The 13,319-nt window shown below is 40.5% G+C and carries 21 protein-coding genes; 18 read left to right on the top strand and 3 right to left on the bottom strand.

Features of this window, described 5'->3' with window-relative positions:
* Nucleotides 1-30: 30 nt before the first annotated feature.
* The 3 genes from BHE89_RS16505 to BHE89_RS16495 form a co-directional block, all read right to left on the bottom strand.
* Nucleotides 31-741, bottom strand: a complete 711-nt coding sequence (locus tag BHE89_RS16505) for an ORF6N domain-containing protein (RefSeq protein WP_069368902.1) — start codon at nucleotides 739-741, stop codon at nucleotides 31-33.
* 22 nt (nucleotides 742-763) lie between these two features.
* Nucleotides 764-904 (bottom strand): ash family protein, encoded by a 141-nt coding sequence (locus tag BHE89_RS27150; protein ID WP_128860637.1) that lies wholly within the window; start codon nucleotides 902-904, stop codon nucleotides 764-766.
* Nucleotides 905-1,081: 177 nt separating this feature from the next.
* Nucleotides 1,082-1,702, bottom strand: a complete 621-nt coding sequence (locus BHE89_RS16495) for a helix-turn-helix domain-containing protein (RefSeq protein ID WP_069368903.1) — start codon at nucleotides 1,700-1,702, stop codon at nucleotides 1,082-1,084.
* A 132-nt stretch (nucleotides 1,703-1,834) separates the two neighbouring features.
* Between BHE89_RS16495 and BHE89_RS16490 the strand changes: the two genes are divergently transcribed.
* From BHE89_RS16490 to BHE89_RS16400, 18 genes are all read left to right on the top strand, one after another.
* Nucleotides 1,835-2,056: a hypothetical protein gene (locus BHE89_RS16490; protein WP_069368904.1), complete on the top strand. Its 222-nt coding sequence runs from the start codon at nucleotides 1,835-1,837 to the stop codon at nucleotides 2,054-2,056.
* 142 nt (nucleotides 2,057-2,198) lie between these two features.
* Nucleotides 2,199-2,420 carry a hypothetical protein gene (locus BHE89_RS16485; protein ID WP_004250866.1) on the top strand — a complete coding sequence of 74 codons (222 nt, stop codon included), beginning with the start codon at nucleotides 2,199-2,201 and terminating at the stop codon, nucleotides 2,418-2,420.
* A gap of 1 nt (nucleotide 2,421) precedes the next feature.
* On the top strand, nucleotides 2,422-3,357 hold the full coding sequence (locus tag BHE89_RS16480; protein ID WP_049211516.1) for a DnaT-like ssDNA-binding domain-containing protein: 936 nt from the start codon (nucleotides 2,422-2,424) through the stop codon (nucleotides 3,355-3,357).
* The gene (locus tag BHE89_RS16475) at nucleotides 3,326-3,808 is read left to right on the top strand and encodes a replication protein P (RefSeq protein ID WP_069730301.1); all 483 of its coding nucleotides are present in this window, start codon (nucleotides 3,326-3,328) and stop codon (nucleotides 3,806-3,808) included. Before BHE89_RS16480 ends, BHE89_RS16475 begins: the two co-directional genes overlap by 32 nt.
* A gap of 223 nt (nucleotides 3,809-4,031) precedes the next feature.
* Nucleotides 4,032-4,445 carry a hypothetical protein gene (locus BHE89_RS16470; RefSeq protein WP_069368905.1) on the top strand — a complete coding sequence of 138 codons (414 nt, stop codon included), beginning with the start codon at nucleotides 4,032-4,034 and terminating at the stop codon, nucleotides 4,443-4,445.
* Entirely contained in the window at nucleotides 4,442-4,837 is a 396-nt protein-coding gene (locus BHE89_RS16465; protein WP_069368906.1) for a RusA family crossover junction endodeoxyribonuclease, read from the top strand. Before BHE89_RS16470 ends, BHE89_RS16465 begins: the two co-directional genes overlap by 4 nt.
* A 334-nt stretch (nucleotides 4,838-5,171) precedes the next feature.
* Entirely contained in the window at nucleotides 5,172-5,384 is a 213-nt protein-coding gene (locus tag BHE89_RS16455; protein WP_069368908.1) for a DUF551 domain-containing protein, read from the top strand.
* Nucleotides 5,384-5,731, top strand: coding sequence for a phage protein NinX family protein (locus BHE89_RS16450; RefSeq protein WP_069368909.1), 348 nt, complete (start codon nucleotides 5,384-5,386; stop codon nucleotides 5,729-5,731). Before BHE89_RS16455 ends, BHE89_RS16450 begins: the two co-directional genes overlap by 1 nt.
* A gap of 59 nt (nucleotides 5,732-5,790) precedes the next feature.
* Nucleotides 5,791-6,150, top strand: a complete 360-nt coding sequence (locus BHE89_RS16445; protein ID WP_069368910.1) for a hypothetical protein — start codon at nucleotides 5,791-5,793, stop codon at nucleotides 6,148-6,150.
* 158 nt (nucleotides 6,151-6,308) lie between these two features.
* Complete coding sequence (locus tag BHE89_RS16440) at nucleotides 6,309-6,872, top strand: terminase small subunit (RefSeq protein WP_286139002.1); 564 nt, start codon at nucleotides 6,309-6,311, stop codon at nucleotides 6,870-6,872.
* A complete protein-coding gene (locus BHE89_RS16435) occupies nucleotides 6,872-8,356 on the top strand; it encodes a hypothetical protein (RefSeq protein WP_004243357.1) in 1,485 nt (494 codons plus the stop codon). The genes BHE89_RS16440 and BHE89_RS16435 overlap by 1 nt, the downstream gene beginning before the upstream one ends.
* A 184-nt stretch (nucleotides 8,357-8,540) precedes the next feature.
* Complete coding sequence (locus BHE89_RS16430; RefSeq protein WP_020945812.1) at nucleotides 8,541-8,750, top strand: hypothetical protein; 210 nt, start codon at nucleotides 8,541-8,543, stop codon at nucleotides 8,748-8,750.
* Between the two features lie 9 nt (nucleotides 8,751-8,759).
* On the top strand, nucleotides 8,760-10,424 hold the full coding sequence (locus BHE89_RS16425; protein WP_069368912.1) for a portal protein: 1,665 nt from the start codon (nucleotides 8,760-8,762) through the stop codon (nucleotides 10,422-10,424).
* Nucleotides 10,421-10,735, top strand: coding sequence for a Bbp19 family protein (locus tag BHE89_RS16420; protein WP_069368913.1), 315 nt, complete (start codon nucleotides 10,421-10,423; stop codon nucleotides 10,733-10,735). The genes BHE89_RS16425 and BHE89_RS16420 overlap by 4 nt, the downstream gene beginning before the upstream one ends.
* Before the next feature lie 29 nt (nucleotides 10,736-10,764).
* Entirely contained in the window at nucleotides 10,765-11,442 is a 678-nt protein-coding gene (locus BHE89_RS16415) for a peptidase (RefSeq protein WP_069368914.1), read from the top strand.
* A gap of 15 nt (nucleotides 11,443-11,457) precedes the next feature.
* Nucleotides 11,458-12,438: a major capsid protein gene (locus tag BHE89_RS16410; protein ID WP_004243350.1), complete on the top strand. Its 981-nt coding sequence runs from the start codon at nucleotides 11,458-11,460 to the stop codon at nucleotides 12,436-12,438.
* A gap of 58 nt (nucleotides 12,439-12,496) precedes the next feature.
* Nucleotides 12,497-12,928 carry a Bbp16 family capsid cement protein gene (locus BHE89_RS16405; RefSeq protein ID WP_020945808.1) on the top strand — a complete coding sequence of 144 codons (432 nt, stop codon included), beginning with the start codon at nucleotides 12,497-12,499 and terminating at the stop codon, nucleotides 12,926-12,928.
* Nucleotides 12,929-12,936: 8 nt separating this feature from the next.
* Nucleotides 12,937-13,278, top strand: a complete 342-nt coding sequence (locus tag BHE89_RS16400) for a hypothetical protein (RefSeq protein ID WP_036936189.1) — start codon at nucleotides 12,937-12,939, stop codon at nucleotides 13,276-13,278.
* Nucleotides 13,279-13,319: the final 41 nt, after the last annotated feature.

Below are 13,319 nucleotides of genomic sequence, written 5' to 3'. Positions count from 1 at the left end.
GGCACCAGTTTATTCTAGTGCCTAAAAACGTTATAAATGCCTAGTTATTTTTTCAACTCTTTGATTGTGAATGCGTATTTCTCTGATTGTTTCATGTAACTCAATAAGAGAAAAACGAATGTGATTTAAAGCTCGTTCTGCTTCAGTAACATTGTTTCCACACTTCTTTAGATATGAAATAGCATTATGCAAAACGCACTGATTAGGATTATTAGCAAATTCATCGATTAATTGAGATGGTTTTTTGTTGGTAAGTGGGAATTTGCATTGGTTGGCAGGGATAAACTCACCTTCATGGATGGTGCGTTGTAACTGATCGACAAGTGCTAGTAATTCTTCTGTTGATGCGTTGTTTGGTAATGAGTTACCGATACGAGTATTAGGTTTATGTTTAGTGAAATAGTTATCTTCTAAAATTTCGAATACATCCCATGCGCGATCGGTATCTAACATTTTAGCATGGCGTGCAGCACCACGTTCTGTCCATAGAATTAAGCTACGAGCTTGCTTTGCAACAGACCAACAATTAGTGGGTCTGTTTTTAAAATCCTTTAAAATAGAACCTGTGAGTTTAAAGAAATGTTTACCAGCAATAAATCGCTGGTTATTTCTTGAGTAATTCATTTGGATGTTTTTGGTATCTGTTTCATAAACATTAGCCAATAATTCAGTAGTAATAACTGGCATATTGTTATGAACAATGGAGGGTAAATTAGATGGAGAAATACTTAAACTTGTCATGGAGATCACCTTTGTAGTTAGGTTAATCACCACAGCTGAGACCAATCAGACTGGTGGTGAACTGTACGGAGTTGGTCTTACCGGCTACAAAGGGAACCGGCGCACCCTGAGGTGCCTCCGCACAGTCCACCATTGAATAGGTGTAGCTGTATTTCGCATACAAAAAAACCGCTTGCGCGGTGTATGCGCCTTCGTAGTTATCAGGAGACCAATCCCGACATCAGATTTTGCTGATGAATAATCACTATGGCGCATAAATAAGGGAATGTAAATTACCAAAATGGTTAATTAATGTAAAATAAAAAATATAAAATTAACCAATTTGGTTGTTTTTTTTGCGTTATTCAGCTGATGACTCAAGGTCTTTTGGATGGTGTTTATTGATAATAAACTCAATAAAATTTTCAATTGCTGATTGTTCGCTTGCAGGTAATCTAGCATATAACTTTCTATCGTAATTGATATCGCTTTTGTTATTTTTAGGGATTAGTAGTTCGTATGCTTGGCGATCCATTGCTTTGGCTATTGCATCGATGCTCTCAGCAGTTGCACTGGCTTCACAATTGATAATGCGATTTACGGTTGATTGAGCTAACCCGGAATCAATGGCGAGTTTCACTCTTGATTTGATACCGTCTTTTAGCATGAATGTCGTAATATTATCTGAAATTATTTTTCCAATTTCTGTTGGAATATATTCTTCATTTTCTGACTCAACGTGGCCGATTTTTAGATGGTCTACATCCATCCAATATTTAGATATTTTTGTTACGTATTCAATTTTACGTGACATTGGGTCAGTGAGTTCACGGTGACTCTTTAAATCTTTTGGTGACAGATAACGAGAGATCATGCTTGGTGCTACACCAAGAGCATCAGCCAGCAATTTTTGCTTACCTTCGTAATAACGCTCAATAATATAAATCAGATTATCTTTTCTAATTTCAGCAATGCTTTTCATTTCCAAGTCCTTTGGTGTCTATTCTTTATACAAATTTGATTAACTTATGGTGTATTAAATAGATAAATAACCCTTTTGGTAAAGTACCAAATTGATTATTATCATTGTTAGGTTAATCAATTAGGTGAATGTATGGAAGTTTTCGACTTTAAAAAATTTTGGAATGGCTTAACGATTAAGCAAAGAGAAGCATTCTCTCAAAGAACGGGGTATAGCCAACTGTATCTATCACATCAGCTACGCTATGCAAAACGCAAACCATCACTAAGTAAACTCAATAAGTTATATGATATTTGTATTGAGTTCGGTGCAGATACAACCAGAGAGCAATTAATCAATTTCTTTATTCGATAATAATTCAAAGGCTATTTATTGATAAGGATCACTTCGGTGGTCCTTAATTTTTTGTTGGTAACCAATAAATCTTTTTAGGTTGATCTATTTTAAAATAATGGATAATCTTATTGCTAACTAATCATAGAAAAAAGAGGTGATGATGAAAATTGTGACTAGAAAGCAAGCCATTGAAAATGGTTTAAGTCGTTTCTATACGGGAAAATTATGTAGACATGGTCATGATTCTGAGCGTTTTACCAGTAATGGTGTTTGTGTTGAATGTTCCGCAATTAATTCATCCAACTACAGAAAAGAAGTCAGCCGATTATTAAAGATGGCTCGTAATAGAAATATTGCTTATGAAGACAATATCAGGGGGTGATATGGCCCGTATCAGGACTATTAAGCCAACATTTTGGACTGATGAGGATATGGCTGAAATATCTGAGTCAGCGTGTTTATTGGCGATAGGGCTATTAAATTACGCTGATGATGAAGGCTATTTCAATGCTAATCCGAAGCTAATAAAAGCGGCTGTTTTTCCAATACGTGAAACCTCCCGTAGTATTCCGGTACTACTACAGGAGCTTTCCAACTGTGGCTATATCAGCTTATTTTCTGCCCAAAATGGGAAGCACTTTGGATTAATAAATAATTTCACAAAACATCAAGTCGTAAACAAGAAAACACCAAGTAAAATCAAAGAGATGAACCTACTACCATATGACTACGGTAGTGATACGGTAGGACTCCCTTTAGGAAAGGAAGGGAAAGGAAGTATTAAAACAACTCTCTGTAACGCGCGCGAAGGAAATTTGCCTGATGTGGATAATGCCATTTTAAATGACAGAGTTCCTGCTGGTGGTTTTAGCGTTGACGGTAAATTCGTGATGTTTGATGAATGGGAACCTGATAGCGATTTTTTACGTAAATCTGCTTTTTGGGGGCATGCACTAACAGAGCCAGTTAAACCAACTGAACTTGCCGAGTTTATTACATACTGGAAAGCCGAGGGGAAAGCTAAACATCACGAACAATGGGAAATGGCATTGGCAAAAAGTATTAAATTCCAACGTGCTAAAGCGAATAACAGCAATACTGGAGTAAATAATAATGGCAAATCAGAATTTAAATTCGATCCAAACAGTGGCAAATCAAGAGCCGTACAACTCGTGGAGCACAAAATCAGAGAAAAACATGGGCAAGAGTATCTCGACTCTTTGGCTACAAATGACGGAGTTCTATGGGGAGAAATGGACAAACAAGAACGGGACGGAACCCTCATTGATGTGGAAACGAGCACTCAGCGGATTGAATAGCGATCAATTCGATTTGATATTTAAATTCTGCATTGAGCGTTGTAGCAATGGTAATCCGTGGCCACCAGAGTTATCTGATGTTATTTCAATGCTTTCTGACAAGTTGGTAGATGCGAATGCTTTTGGAATTCCACTTGATGAAATGCTGAGAGATTTCAATAAATACCTAGCCAGACGATGCAATTATCATAGTGCTGAGATGTACCCATTTAGGCATCCGGTGCAGTATTGGATCTTCACTGACCTTAGGCAAAAGGTATATGACCTTAGGCTGACAGAAGCGGAGGTTGAGAAGCAATTAAATAAAATGATCCGTATGTGGTCTGAGCGAGTGCAACGAGGTGAGGTCATACCTAAGCCTACGTTAAGACTTGAAGATAAAACCAGACCAAGACCTGCATGGATAGATTTATTAGAAAATGCTGATAAACGTAAACATAAATCGGTATAAGGTTTATTGGATATTAAAATCCTTAGCGTAATAAACACTGGTGAGTTTTATTTGTTGTAGGTATGCGATTGAGTGTCTGAGTAGTGAAAACAGCGTATAGACGATTTGAGAGCGTTTTAAGTAGGTATGAGTTTAATTAAAAACTCTGTTTTTTTTATACTTGAAAACATAACCAAATTGGATATATTAACCATAATGATTAATCTATTAAGGGTTATCGTATATGAAATTTATGCAGGATTTAGTTGTTGATATTTTACGTGACAATAAAAAACCATTGTCAGTTAACGAGATAACGGAAATTGCTTCTGATCTCAAGGGAAAGAAGAACCGTTCAACAACCAATTATGCACTGATTAAATTGATTGAAAGCTCCGTTGTAGAACGCAGAGCGGTAGTCGGCATTGGTTATGTATACACCCTAGCGCCTGATTACATGGAGCGTCTACGTGATTTAGATATCAAAAAAGAAGCCTCTCTAATGACCAAGAAGCCAGCAAAACCTACGGATAAGCACGTTATCTGTCAGAAAGGCTCACTAACCTACGTCAGAAAGAGTTTACCGCCGTTACAGCATGGAAAGATTGCTGATATTCATAATCGTATGAACGCAATGCTGGTGGCGGTACGTGCATGAAACAGCAAATTTATTATATCAATCCTGTACCAAAGCCACGTATGACACAACGTGACGCATGGAAGAAAAGACCGGTTGTCGTTAAGTACCACGCTTTTTGTGACGAAATGAGAGCTAACCGTTTTACGTTACCTGAAAGCGGTGCTCACTTAACGTTTGTTATCCCTATGCCTAAATCATGGAGCAAGAAGAAACGCATTGAGATGAATGGTAAACCTCACCAGCAACGTCCTGATGTCGATAACCTGATTAAAGCCGTTATGGACGCCATCTTTGATGAGGATTGCAGGGTGTGGAATATCAGCGCGTCAAAGCTTTGTGGTGAACAAGGGAAGATAGGGGTAACGTTACCTGAAAATACAGAAAATCATGAACTTATTACCATTCGTTAAGTTAGTGACTGAGTTAATTAATCGTTGAATGAGTTTGGGAAGAAATTATGAGCCAAGAAATTGATGCTATTAGGCTTATTCAATAAATCAAACAATCGTGACATGTCACGCAAGAGGATTTTTAGATGAAAGGAACAGAATTTAAAAAAACTGATGTGGCTCTACGCTGATGAAGCAATGACACGGAAGCGTAGATATGTGAGAGGTGGGAAAAAGACAGCAGATCGCAATCGAAAAATGCACAAACCATATCGTTGTGAAAAAGTTATGAATCGACTTTTAAGAATTGATTCTGATGCGTTTGTTAAAAGACTAAACCAAAAGGAGGCATCTAATGCAGGGAACTAATTGGGTTAAGGTGAGTGAGAGATTGCCTGAAAATGGCGAACAGGTGTTAGTTGTCGATATTGATGGATTTATATATTTAGCAACTCACGAGTATTGTTCATTTCAAATTATCACCAAAGAAGATGGCGAGTTAATCGAAACAGTAGCTAGATTCGTAACTCACTGGATGCCACTCCCACCAATACCAGAGGGTGAATGATGAAAATTAAAACCTCAAAACTAAAAGGATTAGCGCTTGATTGGGCAGTAGGTAAAGCCGTTGGCGTTGATGCTCGTATTGGCAAAGAGTTTATTGTTGATGCTAATAACTGTGTATATAGCCCATCTAGCGACTGGTTAAAGTGTGGTGAGTTTATAAATAACTACTGGATTGATTTAATGTTTGAAGAAGTTGACGGGGTTAATTATTGCTATGCATCACCGCCACATTTAATGGGTGATTATGCCACTGCTAATACTGCTCAAGAAGCTATTTGCCTAGCGGTTGTTATGCTTGAGATAGGTGATGAAGTTGAGATACCTGAGGAGCTGATAAATGCTAACTAAGTACATTTTATTCGCTGTATTCTGGTGTGTCGTTGTTACTGTGATTGGAGTGTCACTTAATGGCTAAATCACCTGCTGAACGTAAGGCATTACAACGTAAGCGCCAAAAGGAACTTGGCGTAACGAAGATTGAACTGCTGGTGGATAATCAAGAGCTGGAGATGTTACAGCGTAATTGTGTTCTACGTATGCCTGGTCGTGAACAGTATGATGTTGTTGAATACATACAGATGCTTATTCGTAAAGATGATGCGGAGTATAAGCGACAAGCTGAGGAGCTATCTAAGCGTAAGTGTGAGCGTTGTGGCGAACAGTTACCCGTTCAGCAATGCTGTTTATCTGGTGATGCTAAATGTTGGGTCACTTATGGATATCGCGAATTACAGCTTAACTTGGTTGACAAAACGATAGCAAAATAGAAATTTGGTTGACGCGATTTTGTCAACCAGATAGCCGTCGGGTGTTCATTTCTATTTTAATTCCCTCGAATACTGGGGTTTTAAATTGGTGTATTAATACCTAATTAGATTTGAATGTTATATTTTGAATAGCCATAATAACCAAAGAGGTGATGATTATGACTATCAAAAGACCAAGAAAGAAACCTGCACGACAGCCAACGCCTATCAACGACAAGATGGAACGTTTCTGTCAGGAATATATCAAATCCCCCGATAATCAAACTGATGCTGCAATCTCTGCTGGATATGCTTCTGGCAGTGCTTGCAAGCGCGCATCACAGCTAATGGCTGATCCCCGTATTCAAGAGCGTATCGCACAACTTATGCAACAGCGCAATAAGCGCACCAAGATGAGTGCTGACAATGTTCTCAAGCGCTTGGTTGATATGCTTGATGCGGATATTGCTGATATTCTCAATGACAATGGTGACATCAAACTTATCAAGGATTGGCCTACTGTGTGGCGGAAAAGTATTGCTTCATTTGAAATTGCGGTTGTTGATGAGAATGTGATTGTCAAAAAAGTGAAGCTACTGGATAAGCTACGCGTATTGGAGCTGGTAGGTAAACACGTTGATGTGAACGCTTTCCGTGACCGCGTACAGGTTGATGTAAACGTATCGCTTGCTGATAAGTTGGCATCTGCTCGTAAACGTGCTCAGCAAGGGAGCGTTGAGTAATGTCAGAAGCTTTGCAGAAATCACCAGAAGAACAACTCATTGAAGATATCGCATCATTTACGCATGATCCATTAGGTTATGCGTATTACGCGTTTCCGTGGGGGGAAGCTGGTGGAGAGCTTGAAGAATATAATGGTCCTCGTCAGTGGCAAGCCGAAGCATTAAATGAAATCGGTGAACATCTACGCAATCCAAAGACACGCCACCAGCCATTATTACTTGCTCGTGCTTCTGGTCACGGCATTGGTAAATCTGCATTTATTTCAATGATCATCAAGTGGGGCATGGATACCTGCGAAGATTGTAAAGTAGTCGTCACTGCCAACACCGAAAATCAGCTACGTACTAAAACGTGGCCAGAAATAGCGAAGTGGCAACGCTTATCACTTACCAATAATTGGTTTACTTGTACTAAGACAGCTATTTACTCAAACGATCCTAATCATGCTAATGCTTGGCGTGCTGACGCTGTGCCATGGTCTGAGAACAATACAGAGGCATTTGCAGGGCTTCACAACAAAGGTAAGCGTATTATCTTGGTGTTTGATGAAGCATCTAATATTGCCGATCTGGTATGGGAAGTTGCAGAAGGGGCGTTAACGGATGAAGGCACCGAAATCATTTGGATTGCATTCGGTAACCCAACCCGTAATACAGGGCGCTTTCGTGAGTGTTTTCGTAAGTTTAAACATCGTTGGAACACCAAGCAGATTGATAGCCGTACCGTTGAAGGTAGCAACAAAGAGCAGATTAAAAACTGGGAGGAGGACTACGGCGAAGATAGCGACTTCTTTAAAGTTCGTGTTCGTGGTGTGTTCCCGTCAGCATCAGAACTACAGTTTATTCCAACAGGTTTAACCGATGAAGCCATGAAACGCATTGTCACACAAGCTGAAGTTGCTCATGCGCCCGTAATTATTGGTGTTGACCCTGCCTATTCTGGTATTGATGATGCAGTCATTTATCTGCGTCAAGGTTTATTCAGTAAGTGTTTGTGGACGGGCTTTAAAACAACTGACGATGTTGTTATGGCAAAGCGCATTGCTGACTTTGAAGATCAATACAAGGCTGATGCTGTTCATATCGATTTTGGTTACGGTACCGGTATTCACTCTATTGGAACAAGTTGGGGACGCGTGTGGCGTTTAGTTAAGTTTGGTGGTGCATCAACAGATCCACAAATGCTAAACAAACGCGGTGAAATGTATAACAGCGTTAAGACATGGCTAAAAATTGGCGGGGCTATTGATGATCAGGAAACCGCAGATGATTTGTCATGTGGTGAATACAAAGTTCGTGTTATTGATAGCAAGATTGTACTAGAAGATAAAACAGAAATTAAAAAGCGTCTTGGTCGTTCACCGGGTAAAGGTGATGCGCTCGCACTGACATTCGCCTATCCAGTCACCAAAATAGATAGAAATTACTCCTCACCTCATTCTGGCGTTAATGTCAGCAATTCAGATTACGATCCATTCGCATAAAAAAAAGCCTCTGGAGTAGAGGGCAAACAGTCCTAAGGTAAAGCACGCTGTCGTGGTAACAATACCGAGAAAAATGCAGTGGCATTGCATAACCAAAATGGTAGTTATAATTTTCAATATTGTCAAATAACATGTATTATTAATTTAATATGCAATATTGGTTAATTTAATCTATGGGTGAATTATGTGCGGATTAGGCTCAACTCCAAAAATTACTACCCCTCCACCAGTTCAGGCAGCACCTCAAGAACAAGATGCGGCAGTAACGGGTAGTCGTGATGATGAAATGCGTCGTCGCCGTGCAGCCGCAGGTCGTAAGTCTACGTTACTAACGGGTGCGCAGGGTGCGACAAGTTCAGCATCCACCAGCGGTAAAACCTTGCTTGGTCAATAAGGGGTGACTATGTCAACGCCATTGAAACAACAGCTACTGCAACAACTTAATCAGTTGGAAACAGAGCGTAGCTCATTTGAACCGCATTGGCGTGAATTGTCAGATTTCACTCGTCCTCGTAGTACGCGCTTTACTGCATCTGAGGTTAATCGAGGTGATCGCCGTAATAGTAAGATTATTGACCCTACGGCATCTTTAGCTTCATCGGTGCTTTCCAGTGGCATGATGTCAGGCATTACAAGTCCTGCTCGTCCTTGGTTTCGTTTAGCAACACCTGATCCTGATTTAATGGATTATGGCCCTGTAAAACTTTGGTTAGAAACCACAGAACAGCGTATGAACGAAGTGTTCAATCGTTCTAATCTCTATCAGTCATTACCGTTGATGTATGGGGATTTAGGTACCTTTGGCACTGCAGCAATGGCGGTTGTTGAAGATAGCCAGCGTATTATCCGTACCGTTCATTTCCCTCTTGGCAGTTATTACATTGCAAATAGCCCAAGCCTGAGTGTTGATGTTTGCTATCGCAAATTTACGATGACCGTTCGCCAGTTGGTAATGGAGTTCGGGGTTGATAGCGTTAGCGACACTGTTAAATCAATGTGGAATTCAAGCCAGTACAGCCAATGGATTGAAGTGGTTCATGCCGTATATCCAAACCTTGAACGACAAACAGGAAAGTTAGAGGCGAAGCACAAGCCTTTTAAATCCGTTTATCTTGAAGTGGCGGGTGATCACGAGAAAGTGTTACGTGAGTCTGGCTATGATGAATTTCCTATTATGGCGCCACGTTGGGAAGTTAATGGTGAAGATGTTTACGGTTCATCTTGCCCTGGTATGTTGGCGTTAGGTGGTACTAAAGCACTTCAATTAATGCAAAAGCGTAAAGCGCAGATGATTGATAAGCTGACCAATCCACCTTTACAAGTGCCAGCCTCATTAAAAAACCAACGGGTAAATACCATACCCGGAGGCATTAACTATCTTGATGAGGCAAATCCTACTAATAAAATTCAAACGATTTTTGATGTTCAACCCGTAGCATTGAAAGCACTACTTGAAGATGTTCAAGATACCCGTCAACTGATTGATACCGCTTACTTTGTTGATTTGTTCCGCATGATGCAAATGGTGAATACGCGCTCTATGCCGATCGAAGCCGTTGTTGAAATGCGTGAAGAGAAGCTATTGCAATTAGGGCCTGTTCTGCAACGCCTTGATTCTGAGTTACTCGACAAGCTGATTAATCGCACTTTCTCAATCTTAGTAAATAAAAACTTACTTCCCATTGCACCTGATGAAATGCAGGGAATGGATCTAAAGGTTGAGTACATTTCTGTTATGGCTCAGGCACAGAAAGCGATTGGTGTTGGCAGTATCGAACGTTTTGCGGGCTTCGTTGGCAATCTGGCAAGAGTTAAACCAGAAGCATTAGATAAGCTTAACGCTGATGATGCTATTGATAACTATGCATCGGCAATTGGTGTCTCTCCAACAATCGTTGCAACCAATGAGCAAGTACAAGCCATACGTCAACAACGACAAGCACAACAGCAACAAATGGCACAGATGCAAATGGCGCAGTCCGCTATTGATGGTGCTAAAACACTCAGTGATACCAATCTTGATAATGATAGTGCTCTGTCCGCTATGGCTGGTGGAGGTGCTCAATGACACATCCATTTGATGCGTATGAAGACGAGAGAATCGCTCGCACTGAATACGATATTCAACAAAAAAATAGGCAAGAGAAAGAGGAACAACAGCTAAAAGAGGTTATGTCCACAGAAGCTGGGCGTGCTGTTATTTGGCGTTTGATTTCTGACTCTGGCGTATTTCGTAGCTCTTTTTCTAATGATCCCTATGCAATGGCATTTAGAGAGGGAGAACGTAACTATGGATTAAAAGTTTTCAATCAATTACACCAAGTTTGCCCTGAGCTTTATGCGCAAATGGCAAATGAAGCAGCTACACCAAGCGTTTAACCAAAATTTAAAGAATGGGAGAAGCAGTCATGAACTTATGGCAGAAATTAATTATGCGTCGCTTGTATAACGAGCAACACAGCGATGGAGGTGAAGGTGGTGGCGGTACAGCAACGGAACCTACTCAAGAAACATCAGCAACAGATAAAAATGAGCCACCAGCAAATAGTGATGATCCTACTAAAAGCACTGAAAAAGAGAATGGTGGAGAGCAGGGCAAGCCGGCTGATAAGAAAAATGATGCCAATAAATCAGATGTAGGTGCGCCTGAAAAGTATGAATTTAAAGCACCAGAAGAAGGGCAAGAGCTTGATAAAGGTGCATTAGAAGTCTTTGAGCCGATTGCTCGTGAGCTGAATTTAAACAACGAACAAGCGCAAAAACTGGTTGATGTTTATGGCTCTAAAATCATGCCTGCTATTCAGAAACAAATCAATGATGGTTGGCAAAAACAGACAGAGCAATGGGCTGAAACTGTTAAAGCAGATAAAGAGCTTGGTTCCGCTGAATCTATCGGTGCGGCACAAAAGGCATTAGATACCTATGGTTCTGATGATTTGAAATTGTATTTAACAGAAACAGGGTTAGGTAATCACCCAGAGATTATTCGGGCTTTTGCCAAGATAGGCAAAGCAATGTCAGAGGACGGTCTTGTCACTGGCAACAGTAACGGCAGTAAAAGTGCTGCTGATGTTTTATTTGGATAACAAAGAGGAAATAACATGCCTGCTTTAACTCTCGTTGATTGGGCTAAACGACAAGGCCCTGACAGCAAGCAAGCGAAGATCGTCGAATTGCTGAATCAGTCTAATGAAATTCTTGATGATATGGTTTTCGTTGAAGGTAATTTACCAACGGGTCACCGTACAACCGTTCGTACTGGTTTACCATCTGCGACATGGCGTTTGCTTAATTATGGTGTACCGCCAAGCAAATCAACCACAGCACAGGTTACTGATGCGATTGGTATGCTTGAAACCTATTCTGAAGTTGATAAAGATCTTGCTAACTTGAACGGGCAAAAGAATGAATTTCTATTGTCTGAATCAATTGCATTCTTAGAGTCAATGAACCAGCAAATGGCTGAAACGGTTATTTATGGTGATGCTACGGTTCATCCTCAGCGCTTTACGGGATTAGCTGCACGCTTTAACGATATGAAAGCAAAGAATGCAGTCAATATCATTGATGCTGGTGGTACTGGCAGTAACTTAACTTCTGTGTGGTTAGTGGTATGGGGTGAAAACACGGTTCACGGTATTTTCCCTAAAGGTTCTAAAGCAGGTTTAGAGCAAAACCATTTAGGTGAAGTTACTTTAGAAGATGAAAACAAAGGTAAATACCAAGGCTTTCGTACTCACTTCCAATGGAAAAATGGTATCTCAGTTCGTGACTGGCGTTATGTTGTCCGTATCGCCAATATTGATTTATCCAAAATTGGTAAAGATCCAGAAAAAGCGGACACACTCGATTTGCCAGACTTGTTTATTCAAGCAATTGAGAAGATCCCTAATCTCTCTATGGGGCGTCCTGTTTTTTATTGTAACCAGCAAATTCGTAGCTGGATGCGTCGTCAAATTAAAAACAGCAAAAACGTCAATATTTCCATGGCAGAAGTTGCCGGTAAGAAAGTTGTTTCATTCGATGAAATTCCTGTTCGCCGTGTTGATGCCATCTTAACGACTGAAGATCAGGTGAAATAAGTTATTGCGGTGTCGTTTAACGGCTCCGCTAACTTTCATTTATTTGGAGATAGTCAAAATGATTTTAGATAAAGAAACGCTTTTTTCACTGGATCAGGCGGTTACTGCATCTGCTGTAAGTAAGCAAATTATCGACTTAACGCCAGTGCATGGTGCATTTCGTGATATCGGTATTGGTGAGCCATTAGAGCTGTTTGCACAAGTGACTGAACAGGCTAAAGCATCAGGTGAAGCGACGGTTCAAATTAAGTTAGAAACCGCGACAGACGATAAATTCTCTGATGCTAAATCTATCTTTGAATCTGTGGCAATACCAATTGCTGATTTAAATGCAGGTAAACGTATTGTGGCGAAAGTACCTCAAGGCGTTTTGAAGTACCTGCGTCTGCAATACGTTGTTGCAGAAGGGCCATTAACGGCGGGTAAGTTCACTGCGGGCATTAACCTAACTGTTGATGCTCATCCTATTTACGATGCTGTAACTCAATAAGGTGTGACATGTCACGATATAAGGTTTTAAAAAAATCATTTATCGCTGGGCGTCTACTTGAAATCGGTGAAGAGGTTGAGTACGACGGTATAGCTGGCGATAACTTAGCGTTAATTGGTGGCGCTGATGCTCGACTTAATACTCATAGTGTGGCTGATGGGGCTGGTGATAATACTGGTGAAGGCGTAAGTAATATTGCTGTAAGCGGTTCAGGTGTGGCGATTGACTCAAGCCTTGATGCGCTTCGTGAGCAATATACCCAGCTATTTGGTAAAGCACCTCATCACAATATGGGCGCAGATAAAATGCGCACCGCAATAGATGAAAAGCGGAAAGAACTAGGGGTTTAACCCCCGATGATAAAGGGGGCGAGAGCCCCTTTTTTATTGGA

The sequence above is a fragment of the Shigella sp. FC1967 genome (assembly GCF_001743005.1).
Classification (GTDB): domain Bacteria; phylum Pseudomonadota; class Gammaproteobacteria; order Enterobacterales; family Enterobacteriaceae; genus Proteus.
The sequence above is the reverse complement of the archived record's forward strand: the minus strand, read 5'-3'. Positions and strand labels throughout refer to the sequence as shown.